This window comes from Bradyrhizobium sp. CSA112 (assembly GCF_029051645.1).
Classification (GTDB): domain Bacteria; phylum Pseudomonadota; class Alphaproteobacteria; order Rhizobiales; family Xanthobacteraceae; genus Bradyrhizobium.
This window is the reverse complement of record NZ_JAACFS010000045.1, coordinates 1-15723: the sequence shown is the minus strand read 5'-3', so window position 1 is coordinate 15723 and position 15723 is coordinate 1. Positions and strand designations below refer to the sequence as shown.

The following is a 15723-nucleotide window of genomic DNA, read 5'->3' as shown; positions in this document are numbered from 1 at the left end:
TTGGGTACCGGACGACGTTGCGTGCCCCAATAATCAGCAAGTGCCGGAGATGGGCGTCCCCCCTGCTTCCTTATATGGCCGAGCCTTTCCTTCCCACACGTGGAGTTCTGCCTTGGCGTCAGGCCGAGCCGAGCCAGGCAGCGAACTCCCGACCGGAGCGGAACATGGCGGGGTCTGAGACAGTGGCCGCGACGGCCGTGGCCGTAAAGACGATAACAAAATATGGGGCGTGTGCGCGAGCGACTTGCCGAGTGAATGGCCGAGCGCCGCCACAACGGCGACCAGGAAAAAAGGCCGCTTGAACGAACAAGCGGCCCAAGTCTAGGGAGGAAACGCCCAAGAGGGCAGCGATAGCGCATGGCGCCACCGCACTGCGGTAGATGCGTTGGCGGGGCATAAAACGCAAGAGGTTGACTTCCGGATCGATGTCAAAGTGCGCCTTTTTCCAGCCTTGCTTACTGAGCGTTCGGGCAATGATGTTTTGGCAAGACCAACAATCGCGATCAGGAGTATGTGGCGCTGTTGAGATCACTACAAAGACAGGTTTGTTCCACTATCACTTTACGATGAGGCCGACAAATCGCGTCCCAGATCACAAAAGCAAAGGACCGCCATAATCTGGTCGGTCAATTCAAATCCGGTGACAATAGCCGGGCGATTTCCTCGGGCTCTCCGGCTTACCGCAGCACGAGTTTTCCGCTCGCAATCGGCCGTGTCGCGCTGTGCCAAATCTCCAGAGCATCGTTCGCGACATTCGCCGAGAACCGGCCGCGGTTGTTGCGCCGAATCAATGAGTTGGCGGGCCGCGAGCTCGCCCGGGCACAGGAACATATGGTCTTGCTCGGACGGCACTCCGCCGAAGAGAAGGTGGCGAGCTTCCTGATCGGCTGCCGCGACCGACTCAGTGGAATTGAATGTGGTGGAGAAATTCTGCCGCTGCCGATGAAACAGCTGGACATCGCGGATTATCTGGGGCTCACCATCGAAATGGTGAGTCGTACCTTCACGAAGCTCGAACGTGATGGCGTGATCCGCACCTTTACGCGTGGCGTCGTCCTGTTGGATGCCGCGCGCGCCGAAGCGCTGTCTGCGGGCGTAAGTTGAAGCGCGTCGCGTCTGGTTCTTTTGCCCTCATTTGATCAAGGTCAAAGACGCGTCTATTGAAACGGCGATATATTCGCATCAGCTTCAATGGAGATCGTCATGCGCACCGATTCGCTCTTGGCTTCCGCAGCCGTCATCTCGGTCTTCGTTATTTTCGCCGCTGCCCTTGCTTGGGTCAATGTGCAATCCCCAGGGTGCATCAGGCGCCACCCGAGGGGGCGCGCAAGCGTCGTCCTTTCTGATTCCTTCAGGCAGCCGCTGGACCTGATGGAAAACTCCCTCCGGTGGTGTGGATAGCTGATCGGGGTCGATCTCGATCAAGGACAATGCAGCGTGGCCCGGGCTGATGGGGCAGACGCCCATGCAAAGAGAATCAAACATGCAGCAAGCTCAATCCGCGAAGTGGATGACCCATGGCGGAAAGCGGCGATGCCCTGGCTCGACATCAACCAGGAGCGCTACCACGCCTACATGGGCTATGTCGGTATGGTGAAGCTGGTCGAGGAGATCGACAAGGCGCTGTTCAACCCGATCTGGGAGCAACTGCGCCGGCCGGTGCCGTGGGACGAAGTCGCCAATAACTGGCGGGCCAAGGCCATTGCGCAAATGGACGCGCAGGCCGCCGAGGTCGCCGCCGATCCGGAGACGACCCGGCGCGCGAAAAAGGTCTGCTTCTGCAAGGAAGTCGATCTCGGCACGCTCGAGGACGCAATCCGCTCGCATGGCCTGACCAGCGTCGAGGCAGTTAGGCAGCACACCAACGCGTTCGGTGGCTGCTGCAAGAGGCGGATCGAGGACATCCTGGCCACCATGCCGGTCTCCTCGACGCCTGCCATGCTGCAGGCCGCGGAATAGGACGGCGTCATGGCCATCGTCACCACGCCGAAGAAGGCCTGCGCGGTCAACCCGCTGAAGATGAGTCAGCCGATCGGCGGCGCATTCGCCTTCATGGGGCTGCGTGGGGCGATGCCGCTTCTGCACGGCTCGCAAGGGTGCACATCCTTCGGGCTCACGCTGTTCGTGCGGCATTTCAAGGAGGCGGTGCCGCTGCAGACGACTGCGATGAGCGAGGTGGCGACCGTGCTCGGCGGTTATGAAAATGTCGAGAAGGCTATCCTCAACATATACAATCGTGCCAAGCCGGAGATCATCGGGATCTGCTCGACCGGAGTGACCGAAACCAATGGCGATGACGTCGACGGCTACATCAAGCTGATTCGCGAGCAGCATCCGCAGCTTGCCAAATTTCCTCTTGTCTTTGTCTCCACGCCCGATTTCAAGGACGCCTTCCAGGACGGGTGGGGAAAGACAGTGGCATGCATGGTCGAGGTACTGGTGGAGGCGCCGGCGGTCGGGGCGGAGCGTGATCCCGCGCGGGTGAATGTCCTCCCCGGATGTCACCTGACGCCGGGTGACCTCGACGAACTTAGGACGATCCTGGAGGATTTCGGCCTGAAGCCATCCTTCCTGCCTGATCTCGCGGGATCGCTGGACGGGCATATCCCGGACGAGTTTACGCCAACGACCATTGGTGGCATCGGGGTTGACGAAGTCGCGGGCATGGGCCGGTCCAGCTGGACCATTGCCATCGGTGCGCAGATGCGGCGGGCGGCAGAAGCCATGCAGGCGAAGTCTGGGGTGCCGTTTCGCTTGTTCGAGCGGCTGTGCGGCCTCATCCCCAACGATGAATTCATCGCTTTCCTGAGCGACATCAGTGGCCGCCCTGTGCCAGCAAAATATCGGCGCCAGCGCGGCCAGCTCAGCGATGCGATGCTGGACGCGCATTTCCATGTCGGCGGCCGCAGGCTCGCGATCGGTGCCGAGCCTGACCTCCTGTTCGACCTGTCCAGCATGCTTCACGAGATGGGCGCGCAGGTGACGGCGGCCGTGACGACCACGCCGTCGCCGGTGCTGGAGCGGATCGGGACCAAGGAGGTGCTGATCGGCGATCTCGAGGATCTGGAAGAGCTTGCTAGGACGAGGAATTGCGATCTGCTGATTACGCATTCGCATGGCCGCCAAGCGGCGGCGCGGCTGAAGATTCCGTTTTATCGCGCGGGATTTCCGATGTTCGATCGGATCGGCGCGGGACACCAGCTATCCGTCGGCTATCGCGGCACGCGCGATGTGATCTTCAATATCGCCAATCTCGTGATCGCCGACCGAGAGGAAAATCATCAGCCGACGCCCGATAGCTGGCGGACCTCGAGACGGCCCTTAAAGCCCGGCCGCCGTAGCTTCATCGACGCAACAGAGGGGTCGATTGCATGAAGGTCGCATTCGCTACCCAAGACTTGAGGCGCGTCGATGCGCACTTTGGCTGGGCCAAGTACATCGCGATCTATGATGTTGGGCCGGGCGGGCACGTATTTCTGAAGGCGGTTCAGTTCTACGGCGATCTCAAGGAAGACGGCAACGAGGACAAGCTCGCGCCCAAGATCGAGGCAATCAAGGATTGCGCCATTCTCTATGTCGCTGCCATCGGCGGCTCCGGTGCCGCGCGGGTAGTGGCGAACAATATACATCCCATCAAGGTGAACAAGCCCGAGAACATTCTGGCGCTGGTCGAGAAGCTTCAGCACGTGCTGAAGGGTACGCCGCCACCCTGGCTGCGCAAGGCACTGGCAAAGGACCAGGAGCGCACGCTCGATTTCGAAGAATGAGGACGACATGACTGAAGCCGCGGATATCGTGCAAACCGATCGCGCGCTCGATGCGCCATTCGTGAGGGAACTGATCAAGATCTGGCGCGCCCAGGACGTCCATGGCGCCTGGGACGGCAAGAGCGATCTCGATCTCCTCGAACCCTATATTCTGGACAAGGAGAAACGGCGCGCGCTGCCGATCGTCGGCGATCCCGATCCGGATACGGTCTGGCGGCTGGAGCTGTTCTTCAATGCGGTCGCGCTCTCGATCGAGAAGACGACCGGTGTGATGATCCAGCCGATGCTGAAGATGCACCACGAAGGCTTTGGCCGCATGGTGCTGATCGGCGGCCGGCTGATCGTGGTGAACAAGCAGCTGCGCGATGTGCATCGCTTCGGCTTCGACAATCTCGCAAAGCTCGCCGCCGAGGGTGACAAATACGTCGAAGGCGGCATCGAGATGACCCGGAAATTTCCCGACGTGGCCAACTATTGAGAGCAGCTCATGAGCGACCTTGAAATGCTGAAAGGGGAAATAAGAAAGCTGTCGGTCAAGGCGACGAAGGCCAAGATGGATCTGCATGATTTGTCGGAGGAACTTCCCATCAACTGGACCTCGATCATGGCGGTGGCGCAGAAGGCGCACGATGCCTTTGCCGAACTCGAGCGCAAGCGCGAGGATCTCAAGGCGCTGGAAAAGGCCTAAAAAGGGTATCCGATCATGTCATTTGCAACGCGCGACGGCCGCGACTGGACGCCGAACTACCTGATCTCAATTGATCCCAAGAAGTGCATCGGTTGTGGCCGCTGTTTCAAGGTCTGCGGTCGCGACGTCATGACGTTGAAGGGGATCAATGAGGAGGGCGATCTTGTCGATCTCGACGATGACGAAGACGGTGAGATCGAAAAGAAGATTATGGTGATGAATGACCGGGGCGCTTGTATCGGCTGCGGCGCCTGCGCCCGGGTTTGTCCGACCAACTGCCAGACCCAACAGCCCGCCGCAACGGAAGCCGCTTGACAGCGCCTCTGTCCGCCTTTCCCGCAGGCAAGCGGGAGTTGGACGGCGAAGCCTCGCTGAAGGGACTCTCCGTGTGCTGCGCTCGGGGATAGAGCCCCTCGGCGCCGACCGGCGCGAAGGACTTGGTTGATTAGTGGTCGAAGCGGGCGGCCGTCGTCTGCAAGATGCGTGACAAAGTAGTCCGCCCTGACAGCAGCATGAAGGGCCGGTCGACGGACGGTAGTTCAAATCCCGCTCCCATCGAAATGAGATCGGCCGGAGCCAGCGCGTCGTTCATAGGATGGGACTCTATGCGCCGCGACAGCATCACAAAATGGTTGGCATTGCAGGGCCCTGCCGCGGATGGGCGTCGTAATAGTGCCGGCTCCGGCAAGCTGGCCTTCGGGAATGTTCGGTGACCTTCACCAGTGACTGCTCCCGCGAAGTCGGTGATCCTGCTCGGCCATTCCCACCAGCTTGCTGGCTCCGAGTCGCCGTCCCCGGGTAGAATCATGCGTCGTCGGCCGCAAGCATCTGAATTCTGCGAAAATGCCGGTTCGGATGGTTCATAATGTCTGCTGCCACTATGGGATCGGATGTTGGCAATCTTCAATAACTTCATTCCGCTGTCGCGAACGAGTTCGTTAGGCGCGTGACCACCTCGAGCAGACGTTCGGGCTCCTGGAAGAACTCAACCGGCCCTTACGCGTGGACGGCGGTGTAATTCCATGTCGGCACCACCTTCCCGGTTTCTTGCTTGGTCGCGAACCATGAGGGTCTCACGTAGGCTTCCGGACCCATGAAGATCGCCAGAGCTTCGCCGGTCGGAGCCGAACGCCATTGTGGATTGGCCTTCGCCAAGTGCCCGTACAGCACTCCGTGCTCTCCTTCGGTCTCATCGAGGAAGAGCGGCAAGGGTGTCGCAATCGGTCCGTCCGCGGTGGCCGTGACCAGGTTGGCGAGGCCGGCGGAGCAAATGGTCGCGCGGATGCTTTCGACCTCGTCATCTCTAAAGGCGGGGGGCACATACATGGCGGTTCTCCGTTCTCGTTCCTGAGATAGACCGAGCCTGGTACGGTTAGAACTGCCATTTATCACTGATTTTGATGGTCCAGTTGGAGGGCATGCGACTAGGACAATCGCCGCGAACGAAGCTGATCGACCGCTTGAGCCAGAAGCTGACAGCCGCGCTCGATCTGGCGCGCCTCCAGTGCGGCGTAACCCATGCTTCGGACGTTTGGGGCAGATCGCGAAACCAGACCACCACATGCAAGCCAGCGGCTGCGCCGTCGGATCTGGCGCATAGGGAAGGCTGCACGCAATCCGTCTTCAGCGGCCATGGGCAACCTGGTCGATGCGAAACGGCAGGCGGACGGTGTATGGGCCTCATCCAGCCCTTTGCCGCGCGGCCCCGGGGCATTCCGCGCGCCGATGATCTCAACAAGGCTTTCCATTTTCATGATACGATCCGTCACGGCAGCGACCATAGCCGGGGTGACGCCAAGTGTCTTGTGGACGCGGCAGAAGTTGTAGAAAAAGAAGTAGAGTGCCAACGCGTGGCAATGGTTTTCAAACTTCTTGCTGAACGCATTGGTGAAGCGGGTAAGCCGCCTCATTGACATGCGCATGGTCAGGTTCTGCCGCTCAACAAATGAGGTGCTGTTACGCTTCGGATCGGGGTTGCCCATGATGGCTTCCTTGATCGCGCCAATGCACTTGGGAGGGCTATAGCGGCCAGGACGGCATAGTCAGTCGCGAATATCTTGTTCAGCATCGCGTACTCAGCGTTGAAATCGACCGCAGATACGGCCTTGAGATAGGCTTTGTGGCCATCTGTGATGAGCTGGACGCGGTTGGCAAGACGCGCCTCCAAGTCTCCTAGGAAGACAATGCCGTTGTCTTGGCTGCGGTCGCCAACGTGCCATGACACGATCAGCTTGGAGTCGGCGTCCAGGCCCGTCCACGTCCAGATGTCGCCAGCAGCGGCCGGAGCCGCTTAGCAAATTTGACATTCTTCTGCTTGGCGTAGCTGAACGACCAAACCTCATCGCATTGGATGCGGATGGCGGGGACATGGCGGACCTTCTCATCGTGGAAGGCGGCGCAGGCCAAACCAGCGTCCACCAAGAGCTTAGTCACGGTATTGATCGACACCCCGTGCGGCGCGGCAATCAGGATGGAAGTGCGTATTGCCTCATGGAGGAATGTTCCCGAAGACTTCCCATCCAGATTGTCGCGCTATAACCCCGGTAATCCGGCTGAGCTGCTGCCCTCACAGAGCATCGTCAGAATCTGGACGCGGGTTTGTAGGGGCAGCTTGTTCATAGCGCTCATCCCACCGATGCGGAAAGCATTCCAATGACTGCTCCCACCAAGAGAGGCTGCTTCGGGGCACTTTTCCGTATGATGACGAACCGGAAGCAATTTGACAGCGGTGATCTTCACCGGTGAGCCTTTCGAGCAGGACACTTCGGCGAATTTGATCTCGTAGTTGCCAGGGCCTGCGGAAAAAACCGGAACCATCGTGCCATCCGCCTGACGGGCACGGGCAAGCCCAGGCCGGCGGCCGAAACCGGATTGGCCGCGAGGAGCGGCTGGTTCACGCCACCCTCCGCGGGCCGAAGGCCGGCGTGCCAACGCTGAAAATCACGAGAATCCCGCCTGATCGACAGCGCAATCTGCCGTAATCGGGCGCGTGACCGAATAGATGGTCAGCATGCCACGATCGAGCATTGCCGTCAGCTCGTCCAGCGAGCAGCCGGCAAAGTCGGACGCGAAGAGATCAATTTTTTGTAGCAGCCGCGGAGATGCGCGTTGTGAGCCCCGTAAAGCGACAGTGCTCGCGCGAACCCGTCGATCGTGCACGGGTCGCACCTAGTGGTGGTGCGCTTGCGACGCCGCGCGTCGAATTCCCCAGAAGGTGAGGCGATCCAGCACCCTGCGCGATTCTTGCAGGGCTGGTCGCAGGGTGATTAATGAAAGGCATCTTGTCATGAACGAGCAATGGATGCAGCCGAATACCGCCTATGCGATCTGCGGCTTCTACGACATCCCAAGCCGTGGTCCATTGTTGTGGTGCGCTGGGGCAAGCGGGTGTTTGGCTATCTCAATAAATGCCCGCATAACCGGGTCAACCTGGACTGGGAACGTAACCAGTTCCTCGATCCCAAGGGCATCCGGCTGATGTGCAGTAAGCACGGCTCGACCTTCGAGCTCGGCACCGGCCGCTGCGTTGATGGCCCGTGCAAGGGCAGCGGGCTCACGCCGGTCGCGTTGACGGTGCTGGACGGCGACATCTGCGTCACCGGCGTGCGGCTTGTTGTAGGACGAGAACGGATCCCACCGGCGAGGGCTGGACCAGCGCTCAGACCGGCCGGTTCTCGTTGCGGTTTTTGACGGGCCCCATCCTCTTCAGCCCGTCTTCGTAGGAGATTTCGTCAGAGGATGCATCGACATTCCTGGCCGCGTCGAGCAAGTAATCGAGCCTGCCGCCCGCATCGAGCTTCTTGAGGCCGTTCTTGTTGACCCCGACCAGGTCCATCATCTCCTTCCAGATGACAGTGGATTCATCGCACGGCAGCACGTGGAAGGTGATATCACCGAGTTTGGTTCGGTATTTCGCCAACAGGTCTATGTTGTTGCAAAACATGAAGTAGCTGCCACCAGGGCTTAGCGCGCCGTCAAGAACGTTTGCGATATCAGCAAGATAAGCGAAGCAGTGCAGATAGCCGGCCAGCACCGGAATGGTGCTTTCGCCTTCCTGCGCGACCATCAGCACCTGCTCGATCGAATAGTCGGGCGGCCGCTCCTCGTCCGCGACCTGGGTCTGGAATTTTAGTGCGATATCGCCGCGAAAGCCGAACCGGCCCGGCTTGGTGGTCCCGCCCTTGAATATGGCATTGAGCAGGCGCCCCTCCTTGTCCAGCCGGCCGAGCGCGGTGTTCTCGATTGCAGTCATGAAAATCGTCCTCGATCTAAGCTCATCACCGGACACCTCGGCCGGCGCAACATGTGCAATGCAAATTGTTTGCCGCCGCGACTGGAATGGTTCATCCGCGTAACACTTAAAGAAAACACGCAAGCGCGCCGCGATCCCTCGAAGAGCCTCGTCAGGAACCCGACACGGGTCGCAAAGCCACTCTGCGCGATTCGAAAAAGACGGGAACTATCAAGCGCGCGCGGGCATGCAGCTTGCGAATTCGCAAGCAACCGACTTATGCAAGGGAAGGGTGAGCCACAAGCAACCTGACGGATAGCGTAATGGATGCAGTCAAGACCGCGATCTCAACGTCGGCGCAGCCGGCGAGCGGGCAGTCATTGTTGCTTCGGCCTCGTCGTGGCGGTTCGCGTTCACGAACCGCCTCGCTGCTCATCAGTCATAGACGCGTCGTCGACACCCGGCGCATGCGGGAGTTGGCGCAGCCCTTGGCGGGTGATCTTCCTCCCTTCGCCTTCATTCAGACCCCGCAGCCATCGCTCCGGCCCCACCCAAGAGCTTCACGTTGAGGCGGCCGCCGGTGAACAGCATGTCGTCGAGCGCTTCCTCGATGTCAGCTGTGGTCACTGAGTTTCCGCCGTTACGAGCGATGCATGATTGCGCAATGCGCCGCATCAGCTCCTTAATGAAAGCGGCGCTGACGCCCTCAGTGCGGCGCACCGTCTCGGCTACGATCTCCGCCTCAAGCGGCAGGCCCATGCCGTAAAGCCGGATCAGCTTGTCGCGGCCGGTCGTATCAGGCAGCGGCATCTCGATCGCCTGGTCGATGCGGCCGGGACGACCGGCCAGGGCGCCCTCGAGTTGTTCGGGGCGGTTGGTGGTGAGCACGAAGAGGATGTCAGCGTCTTCCTTCAAGCCGTCCATTTCATTTAGGAGCTTGTTCAGCGCGGCCTCCTCACATGTTGTCAAGTCGTCGCGCTTGCTGGCGATCAGATCGACATCCTCGATCACCACCATGGTAGGCTGCAGCAGGCGCGCGAGCGCCATATAGGCGCTCAGCTCACCGACCTCTTCGGCGGTGATGATTAGCGTGGTGTGTCCCGGTAGGTTGGTGGCGAGATAGCGGATGGTGTGGGTCTTACCGGTGCCCGGCGGGCCATAGAGCAGGATGCCCTTGCGGGTCGACTGGCCGAATCGGCGGAGTGCGCCGCGCGTGGCGACAAAACTCAACACGTTGCGATCGAGCAATTTGATAGCCTGTTCCCGCAGGATCACCTCCTCGCGCCTCACTGGTGCCACTCGATGCACCGTGATGCCTCTTGAGCGGCCGCTGTAATCCGCACCTTTCTCAAATGAGAGGATCTTGCCGCGATAAGAACGTGCCGCGTGCACCGCCCGTTCCAGTTCGTCAAAGCTGCGCTGAACAAAGGCTTCGCCGCCAGACCCCGCAGGGGCAACGATTTCAATCCGGATCCTCGGCTCTTGCTTGAACTCGAACTCAGTAGAGAGCACGACGGCATAGAAAAATTCGCTCGCCCGGCAAAGCCACAGTCCATTGCACAGGCATTTGACCGGCGCCGTTTCGCCAGTATCAACGTGGTGATATTGCGGCGGCACCAGCGAAATCGCATTCCGTCCACGCTGTTTGATCCGAGCGAATGAAAGCGTCTCGTACCTATGTTGTTCATAGACGCCGAAGAAGCGGACCGGATCGGCGAATAGCTTATCGATCGCGACCTGAACATCGGCCTGCATGTGGCCCGGGAATCGCCGCACAGTAGTGGCGAGTTCGCTCGGCGGTATGTTGGTGAAGTGCCACTCAAGCGCTTCGAAGGCATATTCGAATTGCACGTCGGACAGGTCGGGGCCGTCCGGTTCGCCCGCGGCTTCGCCCGTGATCAGCAGGGGACATCCTTCAGCTCGGATACGCTCTTGCGCCGCCTCGAGGAGCGCCTTTGCGACTGAGGGAGGATAGCGTCCGCAGACGGCCTTGCCATGCTGCAAGACGAGTTCGGCGAGCGCAATGGCATCCCGCTCCTGTTTGTCGAATACCTCGCGCAGCAGGCGTACCACGAAACCGAGAGTCGTCTTGTCGTCATTGTGCAAAACAAGCTGAATGGGCGCACCGCCTGCGGAGATCTTGTCGACAAAGACCCCCGGTGCGTGTTCTAGTTGTTCGGTAGTGTTCGTCATGAAAGTGGTCTCCGATCTAAGCTCATCACCGGACACTTCGGCCGGCTTAGACACGCAATGCAAATTGCTTGCCGCCGCGTTCCTTACGCTTTATCGGCGGAATCCATAAAGAAGACACGCAAAGCCGCCGCAATCCCTCGAAGACCTTTGTCAGCAACCCTACACGCTCGCAAAGCCAACAGGCGCGATTTCGAAAAGGTGAGCAATGTCAAGCTCGGGCGCGCTGGCATGCGACTTGCCAATTCCCATGCAAACGACTCGGGAAAATAAAGGGTGCCATGATCAATCTGACGGATAGCGCAGTGAATGCGCTCAAGAGCGCGATCTCGGCTTCGGCGCAGCCGACGAGCGGCCTGCGCATCATGGTCGAGGCCGGTGGCTGCGACGGGTTCAAATACCGGATGAAGCCTGGCCGACGAGGCTAAGCCTGACGACACCGTGATCGAGCGCGACGGCGTCAAGGTGTTCGTCGACAATAAGAGCCATGAACACCTCGCCGGCACGACGATCGATTTCGTGGTGGCGCTGTAGGGCTCGGGCTTCACCTTCGACAACCCAAACGCCAAATCGAGCTGCTCTTGCGGCAAATCCTTCAGCTGATGACAAGAGAAATCGAACCATGCTGGTGGAACCAGAACAACTGAAGCAACCGCCGAGCATTGAGACCGGTCGGGAGCAACTCATTCGCGCCGTGATCGAGGAGATCCGGCCCAATCCGCAACGCTGCCTGTGTCCTTGCTGTCGGCGGCAGAAACCTGCCTGGATCGCTCCCGCCGGATGATCTTCGAAGTGAATTGGGCGAGGAGTTCGGTCGTGCTTTCCGTGCTGCTGACGGGCACCAATTCCAGTTTCCCAGACGAGTGGCGTGTCCATCAGCACTGGAACGAATCCTTACGGGATCCAAAAGGTTTATGCCCAAAACATAATCCCCAGCACAAGGCACAGGAGGCGCTCGCAGAGCATGCCAACTCAGGCGACCCTGGCGTCCAAGTCGTTGATCGCGGTCTGTATCCTTCCGCATCAAACGCGAATCCTGAGTCTCGCATACCCGATCTAAATGCTCGGATTGATGGGCAAGCAAAAAGGACGCTTAACTGACAAGCGGCACAAGTCTAGGGAGGAAACGTCCAAGGAGGACAGCGACAGCCCGAGACGCCGCCGTGGTTGACTCGATACGCTTTGTGTTCGATGCCATTGGCGGAAAGCAAGGCGAGAGAACTATATTGCTACGGATCACCTCGATGGTATGGACATCTTCATTCGTGACGCCAGTCAATTTTCTCTTCCCGACTTTCTGAGCATCTTGATATCCCCGGCACACCATCTGAGGATGTCTGCGTCAACGCCTTCCGGTGGGTGCCCTCACACGAGAGTGAAACGGCGTACGCGCCACAGGCGTCTGGTATCAGGAAGATTGTCGGCTCCGAACCAAATGTCGACAATGCGACGCATGCAGATACTGCGTGCAGACTCAATCTTCTTTGTTGCGGCACGGCGCTTGCTTCTTTAGCCTTGGCATCTCCGATGAGGCATGGACGGTGATGTCTAGTGGTTCATCATAGTGATTTTGACGTTTTGATACCGAGCCATTCGAGGATGGGCAAGTTTTCCGGTGGCAAGAGAATCTCGATGCTTCTGGGGACGCCGGGTTGACGTCGGATGAAGCCGTTCCGTTCGAGGGTGACGATCATCTGGTGGACAGTCGGCGGGCTGACGCGGAAATGGCGCTGGATGTCGGCTTCGGCGGGCGGCTGTCCGAACATGTACGAATAGGTATGGATGAAAGCGAGGTAGTGCCCCTGCTTCTCGGTGAAACGCGCGCCTGATTTTTGACTCATCGTTGGATTCGTCCCGGCCTCCGACAAGGAGGCAAAGCATGAATGTACGTTATCGGGTCGAATTGAGCCAAGCCGAGCGCGATGAACTGACGGCGATGCTCGGCGGCGGCAAGCACGCCGCCCGCAAGCTCAAGCGGGCGCAGATTTTGCTGGCGGCCGATAGGGGCCGCCGCGACGAGGAGATTGCCCGGACCGTGAGTGTCAGCCTCTCCACCGTCGGCCGGACCAAGCGCCGCTTCGTGGAAGGCAATCTGGAGCGGGCCTTGAGCGAGGAGCCGCGTCCGGGCGCGGAACGCAAGCTGACGGGCAAGGAAGAGGCCCTGCTGGTCGCGACCGCATGCGCCAAGCCGCCCACCGGCCGCAAACGCTGGACGCTGACGCTGCTGGCCGACACGTTGGTCAAGCTCACCGATCACGACAGCCTGTCGGGCGAGACCGTGCGTCGCCGGCTGGCCGAGAACGACCTCAAGCCATGGCGCAGGGACATGTGGTGCATTCCCCATGTCGACGGCGAATACGTTGCCCGCATGGAGAACGTGCTCGACCTCTATTCCGAGGCGCCGGATCCCGAGCGGCCGCTGGTCTGCTTCGACGAGACTCCCATCCAGCTCATCGGCGAGGTGCGCCAGCCGGTCCCGGCCCAACCGGGACAGCGCGAGCGCTACGATTACGAGTATCGCCGTAACGGCACCGCCAATCTCTTCGTCACCTTCGATCCACATCGCGGCTGGCGCAACGTCAAGGTCACCGACCGCCGCGCCGCCGTGGACTACGCCCACTGTATGTGTGATCTCGTCGACGTCCATTATCCCGACGCCGCCTGCATCCGTGTCGTGCAGGACAATTTGTCGATCCACACCGCCGGCGCGCTGTATCAAGCATTTGCGCCCGCCGAGGCCCGGCGCATCCTGCGCCGCCTCGAATTCCACTTCACCCCGAAGCACGCCAGTTGGCTCAATATGGTCGAGTGCGAGATCAGCGTGCTGCAGCGCCAGTATCTCGGCAGCCGCATCGACGACCCCAAACGGCTCCGAAAAGAGATCGCAGCATGGCAACGGCAGCGAAACAAAGTACGAGACCGCATCAAATGGATGTTCACAACCGATAAAGCCCGCGCCAAACTCGGCCGCGCATATCCAACCTCCGCCAATGAGTCAAAATCACTGTGATGAACCACTAGCACTATGCTCCTGGAGCTGCTTAAGGCTGGTGAAGGAAGCGCCGCTGAGCGACTGCCCCTGCAGGATCGAAAACCAAACTTCGACCTGATTGAGGCAGGATGCGCTTGTCGGCGTGAAATGAAATTTCACATTGGGGTGGGCTTAGCCAGTGCTCGTTCTTCTTGTGGGTGTTGAGGTTGTCGAGGATGACGTGAAGCTGGCGGTCCGGAAAAAGCCGAGGTGACGCTGTCCATGAAGTCGAGGAACTCGACACGGCGCCGCCGTTTTGAATGCATCGCGATGATCTTTCCGGTCGCAACCTCGAGCGCCGCAAACAGCGTTGTCGTGCCATGCACGCGTGTAGTCGTGGCTCTGACCGGTCAAGGCGCGACCATTGGGCAACTTCAGATAACCTTGCGCTCGCTCCAAAGCCTGGATTGAAGGCTTTTCGTCCACGCATAGCACGATAGCCTTCTCGGGCGGAGCGACGTAGAGGCCGACAACATCGGCGGCTTTGGCCGTGAAGTTCGGGTCGTTGCTCTCGCACCAGGACTTGCGAGCCACGAGGTCGATCTTGTGGTTGCGCAGAACCGCCAGACATATTGGACGTTAACATCGCCCAGCGCCTCGGCCAGCAGGGGCCCGGTCCAGCGCGCAAACCCTTCCGGCGGCTGCTTGTCCAACAGCCGCAGAATCCGCTTGTCGGTGGCCTTCGTATAGATCGGCTGCTTGCCAGGCCGCCGCCTCTCCTGCAGCCCTGCATGGCCAAGGTCGGCATAGCGATGCCGCCACAGGCTGACAATCCGAGGCTGGACCCCGACTTCCTTGGCTATCGACCGCGTGCTGCGCCCGGCCGCCGCCAACAAAACTATCCGCGCCCGCTTCAAATCGCGCTGCAATGTCGCCGGCGAACGACAACGCGCCTCCAGGACCTTGCGATCCTTCCTCGAAAGGTGAACTTCTCTTGCCTCGGGTATCATCCCGATCTTGAATCACGACTCACCCTCTAAGGAGGGTGGGTACTAGCTGCTCGTGATGGCAACGCCGAATGCACTCAGTGGGAGGAGCTGCTGCGCAAGCTGCGCTGCATATGTTCAGGCTCTCATGCTCGAGTTGGTACGCCGCTATGGCGACTCCTGGCAGTGCGTTGCAAACACCTCTTCCGGTTGCACACGCTGCAACGCGCCCGCTCGATCAGGCAAGCCGATCGAATTGGGGTAGAGCTTCCATCGGTAAACCTTCGTATAGCAGGTCCCCTCTTTTCTATACCGATCGCCCACCTCCGTACAATTGAACATGTCATCGACCTCCGTCAGCTATCGGGAGCCGTAGAATGTAGATGGAAAATGCCTCCGCTATCGCCGAATGGATTGATTGCGCGATGCAAAGCTGGAGCAGCGAAGTGCCTTTCATAATAGGTGGCCGGCAGCTTATGCCTATGTTCGGCAGCTCGGCCTATCTCTCCTGAGATGGTCAGCGCCTTGCTCACCTTGCTCAAGTATAACCGGCACATCATGAAACTTGGCCCTAAGCAACTAGTCAGAGGTATGTTTTCTTCTCGGTCTCCCCAGGTCGGGGACGACGCTCGCACGTTTGCTCCAGCAGCACTCCGATATTGCACCCGCCTGAACCGCTGCCTAATGCTGCCACTTGAACCGTTCGGAGAGTGGACCGCGACATCTGGCAGGAATGCCTTTGATGCTGGCCGGGACCCCCGAAGAGCTATCGCTGAAAGTTGGTGACGGTGGGAATCGGGAAGGCGGCATATCGTGGGGGTGCTTGAAGCCTCCACTTCTCCACCGAAGGAGCGATATGCCGTGTCCAAAGATAACATCATCAAGCTGAT

General features: G+C 59.7%; 11 protein-coding genes and 5 pseudogenes. 10 read left to right on the top strand and 6 right to left on the bottom strand.

The window, feature by feature from the left end:
- The first annotated feature begins 774 nt into the window (after positions 1 to 774).
- From GWE18_RS37620 to fdxB, 7 genes and pseudogenes are all read left to right on the top strand, one after another.
- Positions 775 to 1104 (top strand): helix-turn-helix domain-containing protein, encoded by a 330-nt coding sequence (locus tag GWE18_RS37620; RefSeq protein ID WP_249791459.1) that lies wholly within the window; start codon positions 775 to 777, stop codon positions 1102 to 1104.
- Positions 1105 to 1524: 420 nt separating this feature from the next.
- A pseudogene (locus GWE18_RS37615) lies at positions 1525 to 1959 on the top strand ((2Fe-2S)-binding protein); the annotation flags it as partial.
- 9 nt (positions 1960 to 1968) lie between these two features.
- Complete coding sequence (gene nifN / locus GWE18_RS37610) at positions 1969 to 3375, top strand: nitrogenase iron-molybdenum cofactor biosynthesis protein NifN (protein ID WP_275190658.1); 1407 nt, start codon at positions 1969 to 1971, stop codon at positions 3373 to 3375.
- Entirely contained in the window at positions 3372 to 3767 is a 396-nt protein-coding gene (gene nifX / locus GWE18_RS37605; protein WP_108523372.1) for a nitrogen fixation protein NifX, read from the top strand. The genes nifN and nifX overlap by 4 nt, the downstream gene beginning before the upstream one ends.
- Before the next feature lie 7 nt (positions 3768 to 3774).
- A complete protein-coding gene (locus GWE18_RS37600; protein ID WP_057846605.1) occupies positions 3775 to 4245 on the top strand; it encodes a NifX-associated nitrogen fixation protein in 471 nt (156 codons plus the stop codon).
- Positions 4246 to 4254: 9 nt separating this feature from the next.
- The gene (locus GWE18_RS37595; RefSeq protein WP_275190657.1) at positions 4255 to 4455 is read left to right on the top strand and encodes a CCE_0567 family metalloprotein; all 201 of its coding nucleotides are present in this window, start codon (positions 4255 to 4257) and stop codon (positions 4453 to 4455) included.
- Positions 4456 to 4470: 15 nt separating this feature from the next.
- Positions 4471 to 4770, top strand: a complete 300-nt coding sequence (gene fdxB / locus GWE18_RS37590) for a ferredoxin III, nif-specific (RefSeq protein WP_275190656.1) — start codon at positions 4471 to 4473, stop codon at positions 4768 to 4770.
- A gap of 618 nt (positions 4771 to 5388) precedes the next feature.
- Here the strand turns inward: fdxB and GWE18_RS37585 are convergent.
- Together GWE18_RS37585 and GWE18_RS37580 are read right to left on the bottom strand one after the other, a co-directional pair.
- Positions 5389 to 5781 (bottom strand): annotated as a pseudogene (locus tag GWE18_RS37585) (FMN-binding negative transcriptional regulator); the annotation flags it as partial.
- Between the two features lie 542 nt (positions 5782 to 6323).
- Positions 6324 to 6422: pseudogene (locus GWE18_RS37580) on the bottom strand (IS1 family transposase); the annotation flags it as partial.
- Between the two features lie 1334 nt (positions 6423 to 7756).
- On the opposite strand from GWE18_RS37580, the pseudogene GWE18_RS37575 reads away from it, so the two are divergent.
- Positions 7757 to 8145 (top strand): annotated as a pseudogene (locus GWE18_RS37575) (Rieske 2Fe-2S domain-containing protein).
- Here the strand turns inward: GWE18_RS37575 and GWE18_RS37570 are convergent.
- Together GWE18_RS37570 and GWE18_RS37565 are read right to left on the bottom strand one after the other, a co-directional pair.
- Positions 8114 to 8707 carry a hypothetical protein gene (locus tag GWE18_RS37570; protein WP_275190655.1) on the bottom strand — a complete coding sequence of 198 codons (594 nt, stop codon included), beginning with the start codon at positions 8705 to 8707 and terminating at the stop codon, positions 8114 to 8116. The pseudogene GWE18_RS37575 and the gene GWE18_RS37570 overlap by 32 nt on opposite strands.
- 495 nt (positions 8708 to 9202) lie before the next feature.
- A complete protein-coding gene (locus tag GWE18_RS37565; protein ID WP_275190654.1) occupies positions 9203 to 10933 on the bottom strand; it encodes an ATP-dependent Clp protease adaptor ClpS in 1731 nt (576 codons plus the stop codon).
- Between the two features lie 224 nt (positions 10934 to 11157).
- Here GWE18_RS37565 and GWE18_RS37560 point away from each other — a divergent pair.
- Positions 11158 to 11479 (top strand): annotated as a pseudogene (locus GWE18_RS37560) (iron-sulfur cluster assembly accessory protein).
- A 956-nt stretch (positions 11480 to 12435) separates the two neighbouring features.
- Here GWE18_RS37560 and GWE18_RS37555 read toward each other — a convergent pair.
- Positions 12436 to 12717: a MarR family transcriptional regulator gene (locus tag GWE18_RS37555; protein WP_057850890.1), complete on the bottom strand. Its 282-nt coding sequence runs from the start codon at positions 12715 to 12717 to the stop codon at positions 12436 to 12438.
- Between the two features lie 38 nt (positions 12718 to 12755).
- Between GWE18_RS37555 and GWE18_RS37550 the strand changes: the two genes are divergently transcribed.
- Entirely contained in the window at positions 12756 to 13886 is a 1131-nt protein-coding gene (locus GWE18_RS37550) for an IS630 family transposase (protein WP_275190653.1), read from the top strand.
- A gap of 395 nt (positions 13887 to 14281) precedes the next feature.
- Here the strand turns inward: GWE18_RS37550 and GWE18_RS37540 are convergent, their stop codons facing one another.
- The gene (locus tag GWE18_RS37540; protein ID WP_275190651.1) at positions 14282 to 14857 is read right to left on the bottom strand and encodes a helix-turn-helix domain-containing protein; all 576 of its coding nucleotides are present in this window, start codon (positions 14855 to 14857) and stop codon (positions 14282 to 14284) included.
- Positions 14858 to 15723 lie beyond the last annotated feature (866 nt).